Genomic DNA, 17,470 nt, shown 5'->3' with positions numbered 1-17,470 from the left:
TCAAAAATAAGTGCGTTCAGGTAAAAAAAATATTCTCATCCCAAAAAACTTTGTGTAATACTTGTAACGCTACATGGAGATTAACTCAATCTAGAGGGTATTAATAATGAATCGTACTAAACTGGTACTGGGCGCGGTAATCCTGGGTTCTACTCTGCTGGCTGGTTGCTCCAGCAATGCTAAAATCGATCAGCTGTCTTCTGACGTTCAGACTCTGAACGCTAAAGTTGACCAGCTGAGCAACGACGTGAACGCAATGCGTTCCGACGTTCAGGCTGCTAAAGACGACGCAGCTCGCGCTAACCAGCGTCTGGACAACCAGGCTCACTCTTACCGTAAGTAAGAGTTCTGGTAATAAAAATGGCGCACTCTGTGCGCCATTTTTTTTGCCCTCAGCATGAGGGCTATTGGGTAAGCAGACCGTTGTCAGACGAACTATTCTGCGCCGACAGCGACGTCGCCGTGCTACCTGCCCCCGCCGACACCACCACCGGATACCCCGCCCTTCTCGACATCGCTTTTTTCAACTGCAGGTCATCCACTGCTTTATCCTCTGCGAAGGCGTGAAACGCCGCTGGCAGCGTGTAAGCGATGGTCCGGGTGTTTTCCCCTTCGGTCTGCGAAAGCGGCCTGTGGACTTCGACATAGCGTTTACCATCCGGCTCGACGGCAAACTTCACCGGCTGATTGATAATCCGTACCGGCGTCCCGGTTTTCACCTGGCTGAACAGCGCTTTGATGTCATCAGCGTTCATCCGCATACAGCCCGAGCTGACGCGCAGACCAACGCTGTCTGGGGCGTTAGTTCCGTGGATGAGATATTCACCGTTACCGTAGGCCAGACGCAGCGCATAGCGCCCCAGGGGATTGTTCGGTCCGGCCGGGACCACTGCCGGCAGCGTCACCCCTTTCTCCAGCGAGCGCGCGCGGATGCCGGCGGTAGGCGTCCAGGTAGGGTTAGGGATCTTCTGCCCCACGCGGGTGGTCATCTCCGGCGTTTCCAGACCTAACTGGCCAATGCCCAGCGGATAGACCTGCACCTGATTCTCTCCCGGCGGGAAGTAATACAGCCGCAGTTCGGCGAGGTTGACGACAATGCCCTCCCTCGGCACGTCGGGCAGCAGCATCTGAGAAGGGATAAGGACCTGAGTGCCGGGCTTCGGCTGCACCGGCGCAATCGTATCGTTGGCTTCGAGGATCAGCATCGCCGCGGTATCGAAATGGCGCGCAATCGCCTGCAGGTTGCGATCTCCCTCCTGGACCGTCCAGTACTGATTCTGACCAATCAGCCGACTGTTGGCGGGAGGAAGCGGATAATCAACGGCCCAGGCGGCCGAGGAGGCGCCAAGGGCGCTGAGAAGGGCTAAGGTGATCATCGTTTTGCGTTTCATACTGAGATTCCTTCTTTCGCTGATAAAACGCCAGGAGACTGAACGGCGGCAGGGTCAGCGCCCTGCCGGACGTAACAGAATGAAATCTACCTGTTTATTCTAGCTAATATTTGCCGCTTTCGCGCGTATCGCGCGGATCATGGCTTCGAGGCCTTGCGAGCGGGAGGGGGTGAGATGCTGGGTGAGCGCCATTTTTTCAAACCACGGACGCACGTCGAACTCGGTGATGTCCTGAGCGGTCATCCGGTCATAGAGGATAAACACCACCGCTATCAGACCCTTGACGATCGCCGCATCGCTATCGCCGCGCAGGGTGATCACGCCTGTGGGATCCTGGTCCATCACGATCCAGACCTGGCTTTGACAGCCCTGAATAATGTTCTGCACGCTATGTTCTTCCGGGCTTAGCGGCGCCAGACGCTGGCCAAGCTCGATGATATAGAGATACTTCTCTTCCCAGTTGGCGCAACGGCTAAAGTTACGCAACAGTTTGTCTTTGTCCGGTAGTGCCGCCATTGTCCCGTCCTTTACCCTAACAGTTTGCGGATCCGCTGGAGGCCGGCCACCAGGCGGTCCACCTCTTCCGTGGTATTGTACATCGCCAGCGATGCCCGACACATAGCCGGTACCTGATACCGGGCCATCAACGGCATCGCGCAGTGGTGTCCGGTGCGCACGGCGATCCCGTAGTTATCGAGGAAGCTGCCGACGTCATAGGCGTGATGCTGACCGAGGTTGAAAGCAATTACCCCTTTACGCTGCGCCGGGCCGTAAAGGATCAGATCCGGTACCGCGCGCAGGGCATCGAGCGCGTAGCGCATCAGCGTCTGCTCATACTCGGCAATCTGCGTCAGTCCCAGCTGGCTGACGTAGGTCAGCGCCGCGCCGAGGCCGATGATCCCCCCGGTATTCGGCGTGCCGGCCTCAAAGCGCCACGGCGCCTGATTCCAGGTGGTGCCCTCCGTCAGGCTGACGGTGGCGATCATCGACCCGCCCCCTTCCCAAGGCGCCATCGTCTGCAGCAGCTCGGACCGGGCGTAGAGCACGCCGATCCCGGTCGGCCCATACAGCTTGTGGGCGGAGAAAACATAAAAATCGCAGCCCAGCGCCTGGACGTCCACCGGGTGGTGCATCACCGCCTGGGCGCCATCCACCAGCACTTTCGCGCCATGCTGATGCGCAAGAGCAATCAGCGCCGCCAGCGGGTTTTCCGTCCCCAGCACGTTGGAGACCTCGGTTATCGCCAGCAGGCGGGTGCGCGGGTCAAACAGTCCCGGGACAACATCCAGTTGCAGCGTACCGTCCGGGTTCAGGGGGATCACCCGCAGCTCAGCCCCGACGCGGGCGCACAGCATCTGCCACGGCACAATATTGGCGTGGTGCTCCATTTCGCTGATGATGATGTTATCCCCGGCGCCGACGTTGGCGTTTCCCCAGCTGTTGGCCACCAGGTTGATACCCTCGGTGGTGCCGCGGACGAACACCACTTCCTCCGCCGACCCGGCGTTAAGGAAGGTGGCCGCCTGCTGACGCACGGCTTCCATCCGCGCGGTGGCTTCCGCGCTGAGGGTATGGATGCCACGATGCACCGCCGCGTAGCCGTGGCGATAGAATTCCGCTTCGGCGCCGATCACTGCCTCCGGCTTCTGGGCGCTGGCGGCGCTGTCGAGATAGACCAGCGGCTGACCGTTGACCTCCCGGTTCAGTACCGGAAAATCGGCGCGAACCTGTTCTACTGAAAATGTCATACTGTGCCTCCCGGCAAACGCTGTCCAATACGCGCCAGCACCTGCTCTCTGAGCGCGTCGCTGCGGATAGCCTCGGTGAGCTCGGCGGCGAAGGCGTAGAGGATCATCTGCTGCGCCGCCTGCTGTTCGATACCGCGCGAGCGCAGATAGAACAGCTGCTCTTCGTCAATGCGCCCCACCGTCGCCCCGTGGCTGCATTTCACGTCATCGGCGTAAATTTCCAGCTGCGGTTTGGTGTCGACCTCGGCCAGCCGCCCGAGCAGCAGATTATTGTTGGTCATCTGACCGTCGGTTTTCAGCGCGAGCGGCGCGACGTTGATCAGCCCGTTAAACACCGCCCGCCCCTTATCGCTGACGATGGTTTTGTGCAGCTGGCGGCTGGTGCAGTAGCCGACCTGATGGTCGAGCCAGGTGCGGCTATCGCAGACCTCATTTTTCACCGGCATCGCCAGCGAATTGAGGCGCAGGTTGCTGTTTTCGCCGCCCAGGCGGGTGCTGGTCTGGTGACGCAGCACCTGGCCGCCAAGCAGGAAACTGCTGCTGAAGGCCGAGGCGTCGCGGCCCAGCAGCAGGTCGTTATGGGCGAAGTGATAGCTGCGGGCATTCTCAAATGCCAGCTTGATATGCTGGAGGTGCGCGTTATCGGCCACCGTCATGGTCAATCGCCCGCCGGTGAAATGCGGCTGTTCATTGAGGCTCAGGTAATGCTCGACAATCGTCGCCTCCGCCCCGCTCTCCAGCGCCAGGTGATGGCGATAGTGGGCGGTATTCAGCGCATCGCCGGCCAGGCCACTGGTGATATGCATCAGCAGCAGCGGTTTATCCAGGCGGCGGTTGCGCGGCACGCGAATGCGGGTCACCGTCTGGGCCAGGCTTTCGGTCAGATGGAGAAACACCTCCGGCTGCAGGGCATCCGGCAGATGCTGGCGCTGATTATCGACACTGACCTCCACGCCGCTGGCGGCAAGTTCGTCGCTCAGCTGAGGATGATAGCGGCCATCGATAAACACCAGCCGCCAGGCGTCCAGCGGCAGCGCCAGCGCATCACGCTGTTCAGCGCTGAGAGAGGCCCCCTCATCGGCGACAAAGCGACCGTTAAGTAGGGCATCCAGCGGAGTGTATTTCCAGTCCTCGTGCTTGCGCGTCGGCAGCCCAAGGCGCAGCAGCTGCTGCAGATGCTGACTGGCCTCCGGGGTACGCGGGCCGCCCTGCGCTTCAAACAGATGGTGCCACTGCTGCAGCGCGTTACTGCTGTTCGGTAAGCCAGCCATAGCCCTGCTCCTCCAGCTGTTTGACCAGAGAGAAATCGCCCGACTTCACAATCCGTCCCTGATACAGCACATGGACATAGTCCGGCTTGATATAGTCAAGGATGCGCTGATAGTGGGTGACAATGATAAAGGCGCGTTTGCCGTCGCGCAGGGCATTCACTCCCTGCGAGACGATTTTCAGGGCATCGATATCCAACCCCGAATCCGATTCATCGAGAATGCACAGCTCCGGCTCAAGCACCGCCATTTGCAAAATATCGTTGCGCTTTTTCTCACCGCCGGAGAAGCCAACGTTCACCGAGCGGGTCAGGAGATCTTCCGGCATCTGCAGCAGCTTGATCTTTTCTTCCATTAAGTCCTGGAAATCGAAACGATCCAGCGCCTCCTGGCCACGATAGTTGCGCACGGCATTCAGCGCAGTCTGCAGGAAGAACTGGTTGCTGACGCCGGGGATCTCTACCGGATACTGGAAGGCCATAAAGATACCTTCCCCGGCGCGATCTTCCGCAGCGAGTTCGAGCAGGTTTTTGCCCTTAAATTCGACGCGACCGCCAGTCACCTCATAATCTTCACGCCCGGCCAGGGTGGCCGAAAGCGTACTTTTACCTGAGCCGTTCGGCCCCATAATGGCGTGGACCTCTCCCGGGCGCACCTCAAGGTTCAGCCCGCGCAGGATCGCTTTATCTTCGACGGCGACGTGTAAATCTTGAATACTTAACATCTTTTTTCCTTAATTATCAGCCGACGCTATGTTCAAGGCTAATGGCCAGCAATTTTTGCGCCTCTACAGCGAACTCCAGCGGCAGCTCGGAGAAGACGTCTTTACAGAAACCGTTGACGATCATCGAGATGGCATCGTCTTCGCTGATCCCGCGCTGCAGGCAGTAGAACAATTGATCTTCGCCAATCCGCGAGGTGGTCGCCTCGTGCTCCAGCTGGGCGCTGTTGTTGCGGCATTCTACATACGGGAAGGTATGCGCCCCGCAGTCCGGGCCGATCAGCATCGAATCGCACTGGGTATAGTTGCGGGCGTTGGTGGCGGTCGGCATGATTTTGACCAGCCCGCGATAGCTGTTCTGGCTGTGTCCGGCGGAGATCCCTTTCGAGATGATGGTCGAGCGGGTGTTCTTGCCGATATGGATCATTTTGGTGCCGGTGTCCGCCTGCTGATGGCCGCTGGTCAGCGCCACCGAAAAGAATTCGCCGATCGAGTTATCGCCGCGCAGGATGCAGCTGGGGTATTTCCAGGTGATGGCCGAGCCGGTTTCCGACTGGGTCCATGACATTTTGCTGTTCTCCCCTTCGCACAGGGCGCGCTTGGTGACGAAGTTGAGGATCCCGCCGGTGTTGTTATCGCCGGGGAACCAGTTCTGCACCGTGGAGTATTTCACTTCCGCGTCTTTATGGATGATGACTTCAACGACCGCGGCATGCAGCTGATAGCTGTCGCGCACCGGCGCCGAGCAGCCTTCAATATAGCTGACGTAGCTGCCTTCATCGGCCACCAGAATGGTGCGTTCAAACTGCCCGGTCTTTTCGGCGTTGATGCGGAAATAGGTCGACAGCTCCATCGGGCAGCGGACGCCCTTCGGCACATAGATAAAGGTGCCGTCCGAAGCCACCGCGGCGTTCAGCGCGGCAAAGAAGTTGTCATTCCCCGGCACTACGGTGCCCAGATACTTTTTCACCAGTTCCGGATGGTCGTGGATCGCCTCACCGAAAGAACAGAAGATGATCCCCTGCTCGGCCAGCTTTTCTCGGTAGGTGGTCGCCACCGACACCGAGTCAAATATCGCGTCCACCGCCACCTCGCGCCCTTCGCGTACCGGCACGCCCAGCTGGTTAAAGGCTTCTTCCACCTCGCTGGTCAGAAAGGTATTGGCCCCGGTCTGCTGCACCGCGCCAGGCTCGGAGGCGCAGGTCTCATCGCAGTTGCCGCAGGAGGGCGCGGAATAGTAGCTGTAATCCTGATAATTCAGCTTATCGTAATGCGCTTTCAGCCAGTGCGGCTCCTCCATTTCCAGCCACGCCCGGTAGGCATTCAGACGAAACTCCAACATCCACTGCGGCTCATTGCGGCGAGCCGAGATAGCCCGAACGACTTCTTCATTAATGCCTTTGGCCAGCTCATCGGTTTGCAGGCGAGTAAAAAAGCCCTCTTTGTAGTTGAGCGGGCCGCCGGTCCAGGTTTTGACATCGTCAGTTGCTTCAGTATTACGCGACATAGTTACTCCGCCTGCACCCCAAAACTTTCGCCGCAGCCGCACTCATGCTGCGCTTTCGGGTTATGAAATTTAAAGATTTCATTTAAACCTTCCCGGACATAATCCAGCTCGGTGCCGTCGATGAACGGCATCGCCTGCAGCGGCGCAAACAGCTTCGCCCCGTCAGATTCAAAGAGCAGATCGTCGGGCGCCGGCTCGGCAATCATTTCGAGCACATAGCCAAAACCAGCGCAGCCGCTGGTTTTAATGCCCAGCCGCAGCCCTTTCTTATCCGGCTGCTTGCGCATCAGATCGCGGATATGCGCGGCAGCGGCCGGCGTCATGGTCAGTCCCTGCCAGCTGAAATCGGCGGGATTAAAAGTTCCTGCTTGTACTTCCATCGATAGACCTCCAGGTTGGCGCCATCAAGGCATACCGCCATGTTAGTGATAATGATTATCACTTCAACCCTTCTGCAGCAGGGGTATTGCCTCATTTAGTGCTTTTTATAAGCATAGACCCTCGCCCGGGGATTATCAGGGCGTGCAAATAGAACTTAATGCATTGATTTATAATATGTTATTTTGAAATCATTCTATCTCCGCACGCAATGGCAAAGATGTATCGAAAATACCGATTTATGCAATAGCGGCAGACCACCCTGCTGGTTATCCTTTGCAGGCGAGCATAAAGTGACAACGTAACAGAAAGACCATGCCAGCGCAGGGCGCGGCCCCGGCCATGCGCTAGAAAAAAGCGGGTAGTGAAAGCGCCCGCCGGTAACGCTTCAGGAAAGGAATAAGCGCCGCTCGCCTGGCCGCGTTCGGGAAATAAAAACTAAAATAAAACGGGCAAACGGGGCTGCCAGGCGGGATACCGGCTGGCTAGGTGCCTTTACTCACCAGCCGGGCGGCCTGGACAAAGACCTCATCCTCTACCCCGTCCCCCTTCTGTCTGCCCAGCCTCACCAGTTCATCCACGATACTCCCCTGATTAATCTGCTTTTGTGTAGCCACTAAGCTAATGACCGCCGCGCCGATGGCCATGCCAATCAATGCCGTTTGTTCATCTTTATCTTTCATGGTGTCGCTCCGTCTGTCCTCCTCAGAAAGGCTAGCAAAAGATACCATCTGCTCAATTTCAAATTCACCTTCTTTACGTCTGACGCAAAGCCTGCGGCAGGGCACCTGGCAGGAGAAAAACAAACTAAGCGGCTGATTGCAATGGCATAACACTAATGAACAATTAACAGACTTGTGAGTCTTGAAATTATTTTTTAGACTCATTGGTCTGTTAATTATCAATTGCGTAAAATCTTATGCCTAATTCGACCTTATTTTTCATCACCCTTTGTCTCTCTCGCGTCCTGGTGACCTTCTTCTTCTGGATGGCAGGCATCTACGGCGTCTTTCATTTCGCGGAGATCGTTCAAGAGATGGTGACCGTCGGCCTGCCGTGGCCGGTCTTGTTCGCGGCGGGCACGATTTTTTGCCAGCTGGCGGGTTCGGCGCTGATCGTTTTTAATCCTGCCGGCTACGGCTGGATTGGATCGGGGATGCTGATTGTGTTTACATTACTCACTATTCCGCTGGGACACGCCTTCTGGGCCTTCAGTGAACCCCGGCGCACTGAGGAATTCCATATTGCGCTTGAACACATTACCGTGGTCGGAGGATTAATTATGAGCGCGCTGTTTGCAGGCTATCGGCGATGAACGAAACCCCTCGTCAGAAAGGTCGGCCAAAAGATCCGTTGAAAACGCAGGCGATACTTCAGGCCGCCCGTAAGCTGTTTCTGGAACAGGGCCTGGAGGTGACAACGGCCGAAATCGCCCGCGTAGCCGGGGTGGCGAAAGCCACCCTGTATGCCAATTTCAGCGATAAAGAACATCTGATAGAGGCGGTCTTACGCCAGGAATCGGATCTCACCATCAGCGACCATGATTTCGCCCAGCGCCATCATCTGCCGCTGATCGAGGTACTGACGGCGTTTGGCTATCGCTTTGTCCGCTTTATCAACCAGCGGGAACTGACCGGCTGGGACCGACTGATCGCCTCGGCTGCCGTGCGTCACCCCGATCTCCCCGGCCGCTTTTACGCCGCCGGGCCGGGGCGCGCGCAGCAGATGCTGGAAGCGATCATCGCCGAGGCGATCGAAGCCGGTACTTTACGAGCCTGCGATCCGCAGGAGGCTGCCGACGAACTGGCCGGTTTATGGCTGGGAATGACCAGCCTGGCGATAAAACTTGGCGCAAGACCTCCGCTGTCCGACGACGAAATCAAACAGCGGGTTGAGCGCGCCCTGGACGTCTTTCTGCGCGCGTATTCCCTGGCGCCGGGCTGATCTCTCCTTCCCCTTTTCAGTGCTGTGGCCTGGCGCAAGGCTGATTTATTGTGCCCAATCCGCGCCCGGCGCAAAAAATAATGTCCTTACCGGTTAGCATTAAAAGAAAATAACAACCACAGAGTGCAACGCAGATTATTCCATGAGGGAATAGTGGGAATGCTAATATTTCATTTCCCCACCGGTTTTTAGAAGCCTATAGTTTTTTTGCCTGCAGAACATCCAGTTAGGTTAAAAGACATAAGGACATAATAATGATTGTTTCAGCCCCCAGCGATTATCGCGAAGCCGCTCGTCGTCGTCTGCCCCGCTTCCTTTTCGATTATATTGACGGTGGCGCGGTGGCGGAAAACACCATGAACGCCAACGCCGCCGAACTTGCCTCGGTAGCTCTTCGCCAGCGCGTACTGTGCGGGGCCGGCGAACCGACGCTGGCGACCACGATCCTTGATGCCCCATGGGCGATGCCCGTGGCGCTGGGGCCCGTCGGCGCCACCGGGATGTACGCCCGCCGCGGCGAAGTCCAGGCGGCCCGCGCCGCCTCCCGCGCCGGGATCCCGTACACCTTATCCACCGTGTCGGTCTGCTCGATTGAAGAGGTGGCGAGCCACGCCAGCGGCGCGCTCTGGTCCCAGCTGTACGTACTGAAAGATCGCGGCTATATGCGTAACGCGCTGGAGCGCGCCTGGGCCGCTGGCATGAAAACCCTGGTATTTACCGTCGATATGCCAATCCCCGGCTCGCGGTATCGCGATAACCGCTCAGGGATGTCCGGGCCGCACGCCACCCTGCGACAATATCTCCAGGCTTGCACCCATCCGCGCTGGGCGATGAACGTCGGGCTGGCGGGCAGACCCCTGTCGTTTGGTAATATCGAAGCCTACACCGGCCACAAAATGACCATGGACGACTATATGGGGTTCATCAGCAACAACTTCGACCCGTCCATCGCCTGGCACGATCTGGAGTGGATCCGCGACAGCTGGCAAGGAAAATTAATCATCAAAGGGATCCTCGATGCCGACGATGCGCGCAATGCCGTGCGGCTGGGCGCCGATGGTATTGTGGTGTCAAATCATGGCGGCAGACAGCTCGATGGCGCCATCCCCACCGCCCGGGCGCTGCCCAGGGTGGTGGATGCGGTCGGCGACGATCTGACAGTGCTTGCCGATTCCGGGGTGCGCTCCGGCGTGGACGTTATACGTCTGCTGGCCCTCGGCGCGAAAGGCGTGCTGCTCGGTCGGGCCTATATTTATGCCCTGGCCGCGGCGGGCGAAGCGGGCGTGGCGCATCTGCTGCGCTTATTTGCCGAGGATATGAAGGTTACCATGACCCTCACCGGCGCGACCTCGCCATCGGCCATCAGCCTCGATTGCCTTGATCGCCTCGAACAGGATCAACACCGCACTCATGCGGTGCCGGTATCCTTACCCGCCTGACGCTGCCCGGGACCTGGCCTGGCCATGTGCCTCGCCCAGGTCCGGCAAAGTGGAATTACCTCTGAAGGTGCAACTCTGTCTGTTGTACCGTGTTCTCCGGACGGATGCGGAACCAGATCGCGTACATGGCCGGCAGGAAGATAAGGGTCATGATGGTTCCCCCCAGCGTCCCGCCAATCAGCGTATAGGCGAGCGTTCCCCAGAAGACCGAATGAGTGAGCGGAATGAACGCCAGGATCGCCGCCAGCGCGGTCAGCAGAACCGGGCGGGCGCGCTGCACCGTCGCCTCCACCACCGCGTGGAACGGATCGAGCCCCGCCTGTTGGTTATGATGGATTTGGCCAATCAGGATCAGCGTATTGCGCATCAGGATCCCCGACAGGGCGATCAGGCCCACCAGGGCATTGATGCCAAACGGCTGATTGAACAGCAGCAGCGTCGGGACCACGCCAATCAGCCCCAGCGGCGCGGTCAGGAAAACCATGACCATCGCCGACAGCGAACGCACCTGCAGGATAATGATCAGCAGCGTGAGGGCGATCATTATCGGAAATAACGGCACCATCGCCCGGGTGGCCTTGCCGGATTCCTCAATCGACCCCGCCGTCTCGATGCGATAGCCAGGCGGCAGCGAATCGATAATGGGCTGCAGCGGCTTCATCAGCGCGGTGGAGACATCCGGCGGCTGCAGGTTCTCCGCAACATCTCCGCGGACGGTGATGGTCGGCGTGCGGTCGCGACGGCGAAGCAGCGGGTCCTCCATCCTGATCGACACGTCGCCAATCTGTGACAAGGGAACCCGCTGCCCGCCGCTGCCCACCAGGGTGAAGTCGGCGATTTTCGCCGGATCCAGACGGATGTCGCCCGCCGCGCGGCCGATCACCTGCACGGCGCGAATATCTTCCCGGACGGTGGTGATCGGGATCCCTGACAGCAGGAACTGCAGCTGCTGGGCGACGGACTGGGAGCTGAGTCCGCTCGCCTGCAGCCGGTCCTGATTGAGGCTGAAATGCATCACCGGTACCCGCGAACCCCAGTCGGTATTGACGGTGCGCATCAGCGGACTGGCCTGCAGCACCGATTTAACCCGCTCGGCGATGTCGAGCAGAGCGTGCGGATCGGGCCCCATCACCCGCCAGGCGACCGGATAAGGCGAATAAGGGCCAAACACCAGCTGAGTGACGCGCACCCGCGCCTCCGGCGCCAGGCCATTGGCCACCGCCTCCCGCAGCCGCCGCTTGAGCGCCTCGCGGGCACCCTGCCCGTCGGTCAACACCACCAGTTTGGCGAAGGAGGGATCGGGCAATTCCGGAGCCATCGCCAGGTAAAAGCGCGGCGCGCCCTGGCCGATATAGCTGGTGACAATCTTCGCCTCCGGCTGCCGCTGCAGCCAGTGCTCAATTTTCGCCGCCGCGGCGCTGGTCTGGCTAATCGACGACCCGTAAGGCAGCTGCACTTCAACCAGCACTTCCGGACGATCGGAGGTGGGGAAAAACTGCTTGTTCACCACGCTCATGCCCAGGATCGCCACGATAAACAGCGCCACCACTCCGGCGGCCACGCGCCATTTATGAGCAATAACCCGGGTCAGCAGCCGACGGAAGCGCTGATAGTGCGGGGTGTCATACAGCGCGGCGTGGCCGGCCGCCACGGGCTTTCTGTCCGGCAACAGGTGCACCCCCAGCCAGGGGGTAAAAATCACCGCCACAATCCAGGAGGCAATCAGCGCGATACCGACGATCCAGAACACATTGCTGGCGTACTCCCCGGCGGTGGACTGCGCAAATCCATTGGGCATAAAGCCCACGGCCGTCACCAGGGTACCGGCCAGCATGGGCGCGGCGGTATGGCTCCAGGCATAGGCCGAGGCTTTGAGGCGGTCATACCCCTCCTCCATTTTGACCACCATCATTTCGATGGCAATGATGGCATCATCCACCAGCAGCCCCAGGGCGAGGATCAGCGAGCCGAGAGTGATGCGGTCGAAGTTTTTGCCGGTCGCCGCCATCACCACAAACACCACGGCGAGGGTTAAAGGCACCGCCGCCGCGACCACCACGCCCACGCGCCACCCCATGCTGACAAAGCACACCGTCATCACCACCAGCAGGGCGACAAAGAATTTGATCATGAACTCATCGACCGCGGCGCTGATATTCACCGACTGATCGGTCACCTTGGTCAACGACATGCCGAGCGGCAGGCTCTGATTGATGCTGGTCGTTTCGGCGTCCAGCGCTTTCCCCAGCGCCAGACCATTCCAGCCCTCGCGCATCACCACCCCCAGCAGCAGCGCCGGTTCGCCCTGATGGCGGATCAGGAAGGTCGCGGGATCTTCATATCCCCGCTCAACCGTGGCGACATCGGCCAGTTTCAGCGTTCTGCCCCCGGCAATAATCGGCGTGTCGCGGATCTGCTGCAGGCGGTCGAACGCCCCGTCGAGGCGGATAAAGATCTGCCCGCCCCGGGTCTCGATAGCCCCGGCGGCGGTCAGCACATTCTGGCTGTTCAGCGCGGCAAAAATCGCCTCTGGTGAAAGGCCCAGGGTGGCGAGACGGTCATGAGAAAACGAGAGATAAATGCGCTCCGCCTGTTCGCCGAGGATATTCACTTTTTTCACCCCGGGAACATGCAGCAGCTGCTGGCGCAGGGCTTCGGCGTCACGCACCAGCTGCCGCGGCGGTTCTCCCCGTGCTTTCAGGGCAAAGAGGGCAAAGGTGACATCGGCGAATTCGTCATTCATCATCGGGCCGGAGACGCCGGCAGGCAGGTTTTTCGCCTCATCCCCGAGCTTTTTGCGCGCCTGATAAAACTGCTCCGGCACCTCGGAAGGCGGGGTCTGATCCTGCAGCGACAGGGTGATCAACGCCATGCCAGGCCGGGTATAGGTCTCCGTGCGATCGTACCACTTTAGCTCCTGGAGCCGTTTTTCCAGCGGCTCGGCGACCTGATCCTGCATCTCCTGCGCGGTGGCGCCGGGCCAGACGGTAATGACCGTCATTTGCTTGACCGTAAAGGGCGGATCTTCCGCTCGCCCGAGTCCGAAGAACGCCACCAGCCCGGCGACGGAGATAAGGATAATCAAAAACAGGGTCACCGACCGCTCGCGGACGGCCAGCGCGGAGAGATTAAAACGCCCGGCGCTCATGGCTGGCTCCCGGCGGCATTATGCTCGCGTCGTTCCGCCAGACGCACCGCCTCGCCCTGGTGCAGAAGATGGGCGCCCAGGGCGACGATCGGCTCGCCGGGCTTCAGCGGGCCGGTCACCCGCGCGGTTTCATCATCCAGGCCGAGCACAGTTACCGGTTGCCAGGAGACGGTGGTCGGACGAGAGGCAATGCGCCAGACGCCAGGGCCGTTACCCGGATCGTAGACCGACGCCAGGGGCACCGCCATCACCTGGCCTGGCGCCTGGTCGTTGCCGATGCGCAGGGTCACGGTAGACCCCAGCGGGGCATTCGCCAGCGCGCCGTTCAGCACATAGCGCGCTTCAAAGGTGCGGGTGGTGGCGTCAGCCGCGTCCGAAAGCAGGCGCAGGGTCGCCGTGACCGGCTGAGATTCGCTGCCATAGCGTGTCGCCAGCGCCTCGCTGCCAACCGCCGGGCGCAGCGTCTCCGGCAGTTGCACCCGCGCTTCGCGCTGCCCCGCCCGCGCCAGGCGGATCACCACCTGCCCGGCGCTGACCACCTGTCCCGGCTCAGCGAGGGTTTCCACCACCACGCCGTCAGCATCCGCCAGCAGTCCGGCATAGCCGGTGGCGTTTTGCGCCACATTGGCCTGCGCCTGGGCCGCGCTGAGGTCGGCTCTCGCCGCCTCTGCTGCCGCGTTAATCTGGTCGAATTCCGCGGCAGAGATGGCGCCGCTCGCCACCAGGCCGCGATAGCGGGCCAGATCGTTGGCCGCCTTTTTGGCTCGCGCCCGCGCGGCATCTACGGCCCGCTGTTGGGACTGCGCTTGCAAGGCTAGATCAGCCGGATCCAGGCGCAGCAGCAGCTGACCGCGCTTGACGCTCTGCCCGGTTTCCACCCGCCGTTCAAGCACTTTTCCCGCCACCCTGAAGCCGAGGTCGCTTTGGGTTCGGGCTACTACCACGCCGGTAAAGGCCCGCGAGCCGGCCTCCGCGCGCTCGACGGTCGCCACCCGGACCAGCGGCGGTCGGATGCGGGGGTCGTCATGATCGGCAGGTTCGCCGCAGCCCGCGAGGGCCAGCGGCAGGAGGCAGACGGCAAGATGGACGGCGTTGAGCCTGAGCATGGGTCACCTTAATGAAAAGACCGGATGGTGACCGCATTCTCAGACTAGTGACCAATAAAGTCAATAGTCACTAATCAGGGGGAGAGACTTCTCAGGATCAGGGAGGCAAGCAGCACCGCCGCGGTGGGCGCGGTGTCGAGATTGTATTGCAACTGCACCGGGTTGATGAAAGGACACATCACCATATACACCGCCAGGGTCGCTTCATCCAGCGGGGTTTTGCGCTCGAACTCACCCGCCTGGCGGCCTTCGACAAGGATTTGACCAATCAGCTGCTGCAGATGACCGGCATACTGTTCCGTTGAAGGCCATTTATCGCGCGCCGCGACGGCGGCGATGTCGTACAGTTTGCGATCCTCGAAAAACAGTTCACTGCCAGCCTCGGTCAGCGCCCGGAACAGGCGGCGCAGTTTCTCGCTGGCGGACGGCGCATCGGCGATGGCCGCGCTGACGGCCACCATGATCTTCTCCAGCCGGCTGGCGCAAATCGCCTCGCCAATCGCCTGCTTGGAGTCAAAGAATTTATAGATATAGGCTTTGGAAAAGCCTATCGCTTTGGCGAGATCGGTGACCGTCGTTTTCTCATAGCCATAGCGACTAAAGTGCGCCATGGCCGCGTCAAGAATCTGGTCCCGAACGCTGTGGTCATGGGGACCACGGCTTGCAGGGGTGGGGGTATTTTTCGTCATCCGTTTAGCTTAATGCGATCGTTATCGTTTGACAACGAGTGACGTTATTATGATTTGGTCACAATAACGCCCCGGTTTGCGATCCGCTTCGCCGCGTCACGCCTCGGTGTTTATCGCGCCGGCGGGCAGACAACCCAGGCCTTGCAGCGTCTGATACACCGCGCTGTCGAGCGGGGTATGCGGTTCCGCGCCTAAAAAATCAACCAGTTTATCGTTGCGCAGGCGTACCGGCAGACGCCAGAGATAGTGCATCTCGACCATTTCGCGCAGGGTGGCGTTGAAGGGCGCCGCCATCTTCACCAGCCACCAGGGAAAGGACTTCACTACCGCCCTGCCGCCATAGCGGGCGACCACCCGCTGGATCGCCTGACTCATTTCGCTGCCGTCCGGGTCCCAGTGGCCCTGCATATGAAAGCGGGCGAAAGGCTCAAGCTCGCGCCTGCGGGCCAGCAGCGCGGCAATGGTGGCGGCGACGTCGGGCAGCCAGGCCCACTGATGCCCGACGCCGATCGTCCCCGGGTAGCTAATGATGCGGGGAAGCTGACCAGGCTTGAGCAGCCCTTGCGAAAACCAGTTATTTCCGGCGCGCGGGCCAAAAAAATCGCCCGCCCGGACAATCAACGCCCGGCCGCCGCGCTGCACGTAATCCTCCAGCGCCAGCTCCATCGCCACCCGGATGGCGCCTTTGCGGGTCACCGGCTGTTGTGCGGCCTCTTCAGCAATCAGCGGAAAGGCATCCGGTCCATAGTTGTAGACCGTGCCGGGCAGGACTACAAGCGCCCGCTGCCGTTCGGCGGCCTGCAGGGTGTTGCGCAGCATAGGCAGTACCTGTTGCCGCCAGTGCCGGTAGCCCGGCGGATTCACCGCATGGACGATGACGTCGCAACCGGCAGCCGCCGCCGCGACCTGGCCGCCATCCAGCGCGTCGCCGGCTATCCACTGCATGCCATCTGCGGGACCGCAAATCTGAGCGCCGCGCTTCAGCGCCCGAACCTGCCAGTTGTCTGCCACCAGCCGGCGCGCCACTTCCCCGCCGATGCCCCCGCTTGCTCCCAGAATAAGTACCTTGCCGCTGCTGTTCATCCTCTTTCCCCGTTCGCTAATGGATGCTTGACAGCCTACCTGTGGCTCATATCAAATGAAATTGCATACCATCGTCGAGCGGCTATACATATTTGTATGAATACCTCTATTCCCTGGGAGTGGTACCGAACTTTTCTCGCCGTCCTGCAGGAAGGCTCTTTATCGGGCGCATCGCGTACCCTGAACATCACTCAGCCGACGGCGGGGCGCCATATTGCCGGGCTGGAAAACGCCCTCGGCCAGGCCTTATTTACCCGCTCGCAAACCGGCCTGCTGGCGACCGACGCGGCGCTGGCGCTGCGGATGCACGCCGAGGCGATGGACAACACCGCCCGGGCGCTGGAACGCACGGCGGCCAACTTTAGTCGCGACAGAGCCGATCTGCGTGGCGTGGTGCGGGTGGCCGCCAGCGAGGTGGTCGGCGCCGAGGTGCTGCCGCCGCTGGTTGCCCGGCTCAGGCAGGCGTGCCCGAATATCGTCATCGAACTGATGCTCTCCAATCGGTTTCAGGATCTGCTTCACCGGGAGGCGGATATCGCGGTGCGGATGGTCGCCCCGCAGCAGGAGCAGCTTATCGCCCGCCGTCTCGGCAGGATTGAGCTTGGATTACATGCCACCGCCGCCTACCTGACGCGCCAGGGCCTGCCCGCGACCCTCGACGATCTGGCCAGCCACGCGCTGATTGGTTTTGATAGCGCCACCCCCCTCGTGCGCCGGGCGCTGCAGGCTTACCCTCGTTTTCAGCGTGAGGCCTTCGCGATGCGGACCGATAGCGACCTCGCCCAGTTGAGCCTGATCCGCGCCGGAGCGGGGATCGGCATCTGCCAGGCGCCTCTTGCGGATGGCATTATTCCCCTGCAGCGAGTGCTGGCGGCCGACTTTTCTCTGTATCTTGATACCTGGCTGGTAATGCATGAGGATCTGCGCCACAGCCCTGCCTGTAAGCGGGTATTTGATTTTCTCGCCCAGGGGTTGCAGGCGTATATTCGTGGCCCACTGGCGAGCTGACCCGCCCCATCGCGCGGGCATTTCATTGCCTGCGGAAATA

At 60.4% G+C, this 17,470-nt stretch carries 18 protein-coding genes; 6 read left to right on the top strand and 12 right to left on the bottom strand.

Annotated features, from left to right (window positions below; genetic code table 11):
- Positions 1-106 precede the first annotated feature (106 nt).
- Positions 107-343, top strand: a complete 237-nt coding sequence (locus ACR809_RS10675; protein WP_002908860.1) for a major outer membrane lipoprotein — start codon at positions 107-109, stop codon at positions 341-343.
- Between the two features lie 61 nt (positions 344-404).
- On the opposite strand, the gene ldtE is transcribed toward ACR809_RS10675, so the two are convergent.
- From ldtE to ACR809_RS10635, 8 genes are all read right to left on the bottom strand, one after another.
- Positions 405-1,391, bottom strand: a complete 987-nt coding sequence (ldtE, locus tag ACR809_RS10670) for a L,D-transpeptidase LdtE (protein WP_004180358.1) — start codon at positions 1,389-1,391, stop codon at positions 405-407.
- 99 nt (positions 1,392-1,490) lie between these two features.
- Positions 1,491-1,907 (bottom strand): cysteine desulfuration protein SufE, encoded by a 417-nt coding sequence (gene sufE / locus ACR809_RS10665; RefSeq protein ID WP_002908865.1) that lies wholly within the window; start codon positions 1,905-1,907, stop codon positions 1,491-1,493.
- Between the two features lie 11 nt (positions 1,908-1,918).
- On the bottom strand, positions 1,919-3,139 hold the full coding sequence (gene sufS / locus ACR809_RS10660; protein WP_002908867.1) for a cysteine desulfurase SufS: 1,221 nt from the start codon (positions 3,137-3,139) through the stop codon (positions 1,919-1,921).
- Positions 3,136-4,410 carry a Fe-S cluster assembly protein SufD gene (sufD, locus tag ACR809_RS10655; protein ID WP_040219207.1) on the bottom strand — a complete coding sequence of 425 codons (1,275 nt, stop codon included), beginning with the start codon at positions 4,408-4,410 and terminating at the stop codon, positions 3,136-3,138. Before sufD ends, sufS begins: the two co-directional genes overlap by 4 nt.
- Positions 4,385-5,131, bottom strand: coding sequence for a Fe-S cluster assembly ATPase SufC (gene sufC / locus ACR809_RS10650; RefSeq protein ID WP_002908876.1), 747 nt, complete (start codon positions 5,129-5,131; stop codon positions 4,385-4,387). The genes sufD and sufC overlap by 26 nt, the downstream gene beginning before the upstream one ends.
- A gap of 16 nt (positions 5,132-5,147) precedes the next feature.
- Positions 5,148-6,635 (bottom strand): Fe-S cluster assembly protein SufB, encoded by a 1,488-nt coding sequence (gene sufB, locus ACR809_RS10645; protein WP_002908877.1) that lies wholly within the window; start codon positions 6,633-6,635, stop codon positions 5,148-5,150.
- Between the two features lie 2 nt (positions 6,636-6,637).
- A complete protein-coding gene (gene sufA / locus ACR809_RS10640) occupies positions 6,638-7,015 on the bottom strand; it encodes a Fe-S cluster assembly scaffold SufA (protein ID WP_004143232.1) in 378 nt (125 codons plus the stop codon).
- Between the two features lie 483 nt (positions 7,016-7,498).
- Positions 7,499-7,696 (bottom strand): hypothetical protein, encoded by a 198-nt coding sequence (locus ACR809_RS10635; protein WP_002908880.1) that lies wholly within the window; start codon positions 7,694-7,696, stop codon positions 7,499-7,501.
- Here ACR809_RS10635 and ACR809_RS10630 point away from each other — a divergent pair.
- The 4 genes from ACR809_RS10630 (at position 7,695) to lldD (ending at position 10,396) form a co-directional block, all read left to right on the top strand.
- Positions 7,695-7,832 carry a hypothetical protein gene (locus ACR809_RS10630; RefSeq protein WP_014343173.1) on the top strand — a complete coding sequence of 46 codons (138 nt, stop codon included), beginning with the start codon at positions 7,695-7,697 and terminating at the stop codon, positions 7,830-7,832. The genes ACR809_RS10635 and ACR809_RS10630 overlap by 2 nt on opposite strands.
- A gap of 100 nt (positions 7,833-7,932) precedes the next feature.
- Positions 7,933-8,328 carry a DoxX family protein gene (locus ACR809_RS10625; protein WP_004143228.1) on the top strand — a complete coding sequence of 132 codons (396 nt, stop codon included), beginning with the start codon at positions 7,933-7,935 and terminating at the stop codon, positions 8,326-8,328.
- Positions 8,325-8,957: a TetR/AcrR family transcriptional regulator gene (locus tag ACR809_RS10620; protein ID WP_101970301.1), complete on the top strand. Its 633-nt coding sequence runs from the start codon at positions 8,325-8,327 to the stop codon at positions 8,955-8,957. Before ACR809_RS10625 ends, ACR809_RS10620 begins: the two co-directional genes overlap by 4 nt.
- 254 nt (positions 8,958-9,211) lie before the next feature.
- Entirely contained in the window at positions 9,212-10,396 is a 1,185-nt protein-coding gene (gene lldD, locus ACR809_RS10615; protein ID WP_004151846.1) for an FMN-dependent L-lactate dehydrogenase LldD, read from the top strand.
- A 55-nt stretch (positions 10,397-10,451) separates the two neighbouring features.
- Here the strand turns inward: lldD and ACR809_RS10610 are convergent, their stop codons facing one another.
- From ACR809_RS10610 to ACR809_RS10595, 4 genes are all read right to left on the bottom strand, one after another.
- Positions 10,452-13,544, bottom strand: a complete 3,093-nt coding sequence (locus ACR809_RS10610; protein WP_122051226.1) for an efflux RND transporter permease subunit — start codon at positions 13,542-13,544, stop codon at positions 10,452-10,454.
- Positions 13,541-14,650 carry an efflux RND transporter periplasmic adaptor subunit gene (locus ACR809_RS10605; RefSeq protein WP_048978213.1) on the bottom strand — a complete coding sequence of 370 codons (1,110 nt, stop codon included), beginning with the start codon at positions 14,648-14,650 and terminating at the stop codon, positions 13,541-13,543. The genes ACR809_RS10610 and ACR809_RS10605 overlap by 4 nt, the downstream gene beginning before the upstream one ends.
- A 74-nt stretch (positions 14,651-14,724) precedes the next feature.
- Complete coding sequence (locus tag ACR809_RS10600; protein WP_004143215.1) at positions 14,725-15,339, bottom strand: TetR/AcrR family transcriptional regulator; 615 nt, start codon at positions 15,337-15,339, stop codon at positions 14,725-14,727.
- A gap of 96 nt (positions 15,340-15,435) precedes the next feature.
- Positions 15,436-16,422 (bottom strand): NAD-dependent epimerase/dehydratase family protein, encoded by a 987-nt coding sequence (locus tag ACR809_RS10595; RefSeq protein ID WP_122051225.1) that lies wholly within the window; start codon positions 16,420-16,422, stop codon positions 15,436-15,438.
- 96 nt (positions 16,423-16,518) lie between these two features.
- Between ACR809_RS10595 and ACR809_RS10590 the strand changes: the two genes are divergently transcribed.
- Entirely contained in the window at positions 16,519-17,430 is a 912-nt protein-coding gene (locus tag ACR809_RS10590) for a LysR family transcriptional regulator (protein WP_114670099.1), read from the top strand.
- Positions 17,431-17,470: the final 40 nt, after the last annotated feature.

Origin of the sequence: Klebsiella sp. CD33 (assembly GCF_051992865.1) — a bacterium.
In the GTDB taxonomy this organism is placed as follows: Bacteria; Pseudomonadota; Gammaproteobacteria; order Enterobacterales; family Enterobacteriaceae; genus Klebsiella; species Klebsiella pneumoniae.
Note: the sequence above shows the minus strand (reverse complement) of the source record. Positions and strands in the feature narration are given on the sequence as shown.

Bases quoted from the DNA above. Each gene is read 5' to 3' on its own strand.
- ACR809_RS10675 (WP_002908860.1), top strand. From the start codon at position 107: ATGAATCGTACTAAACTGGTACTGGGCGCGGTAATCCTGGGTTCTACT.
- ldtE (WP_004180358.1), bottom strand. From the start codon at position 1,391: ATGAAACGCAAAACGATGATCACCTTAGCCCTTCTCAGCGCCCTTGGC.
- sufE (WP_002908865.1), bottom strand. From the start codon at position 1,907: ATGGCGGCACTACCGGACAAAGACAAACTGTTGCGTAACTTTAGCCGT.
- sufS (WP_002908867.1), bottom strand. From the start codon at position 3,139: ATGACATTTTCAGTAGAACAGGTTCGCGCCGATTTTCCGGTACTGAAC.
- sufD (WP_040219207.1), bottom strand. From the start codon at position 4,410: ATGGCTGGCTTACCGAACAGCAGTAACGCGCTGCAGCAGTGGCACCAT.
- sufC (WP_002908876.1), bottom strand. From the start codon at position 5,131: ATGTTAAGTATTCAAGATTTACACGTCGCCGTCGAAGATAAAGCGATC.
- sufB (WP_002908877.1), bottom strand. From the start codon at position 6,635: ATGTCGCGTAATACTGAAGCAACTGACGATGTCAAAACCTGGACCGGC.
- sufA (WP_004143232.1), bottom strand. From the start codon at position 7,015: ATGGAAGTACAAGCAGGAACTTTTAATCCCGCCGATTTCAGCTGGCAG.
- ACR809_RS10630 (WP_014343173.1), top strand. From the start codon at position 7,695: ATGGTGTCGCTCCGTCTGTCCTCCTCAGAAAGGCTAGCAAAAGATACC.
- ACR809_RS10635 (WP_002908880.1), bottom strand. From the start codon at position 7,696: ATGAAAGATAAAGATGAACAAACGGCATTGATTGGCATGGCCATCGGC.
- ACR809_RS10625 (WP_004143228.1), top strand. From the start codon at position 7,933: ATGCCTAATTCGACCTTATTTTTCATCACCCTTTGTCTCTCTCGCGTC.
- ACR809_RS10620 (WP_101970301.1), top strand. From the start codon at position 8,325: ATGAACGAAACCCCTCGTCAGAAAGGTCGGCCAAAAGATCCGTTGAAA.
- lldD (WP_004151846.1), top strand. From the start codon at position 9,212: ATGATTGTTTCAGCCCCCAGCGATTATCGCGAAGCCGCTCGTCGTCGT.
- ACR809_RS10610 (WP_122051226.1), bottom strand. From the start codon at position 13,544: ATGAGCGCCGGGCGTTTTAATCTCTCCGCGCTGGCCGTCCGCGAGCGG.
- ACR809_RS10605 (WP_048978213.1), bottom strand. From the start codon at position 14,650: ATGCTCAGGCTCAACGCCGTCCATCTTGCCGTCTGCCTCCTGCCGCTG.
- ACR809_RS10600 (WP_004143215.1), bottom strand. From the start codon at position 15,339: ATGACGAAAAATACCCCCACCCCTGCAAGCCGTGGTCCCCATGACCAC.
- ACR809_RS10595 (WP_122051225.1), bottom strand. From the start codon at position 16,422: ATGAACAGCAGCGGCAAGGTACTTATTCTGGGAGCAAGCGGGGGCATC.
- ACR809_RS10590 (WP_114670099.1), top strand. From the start codon at position 16,519: ATGAATACCTCTATTCCCTGGGAGTGGTACCGAACTTTTCTCGCCGTC.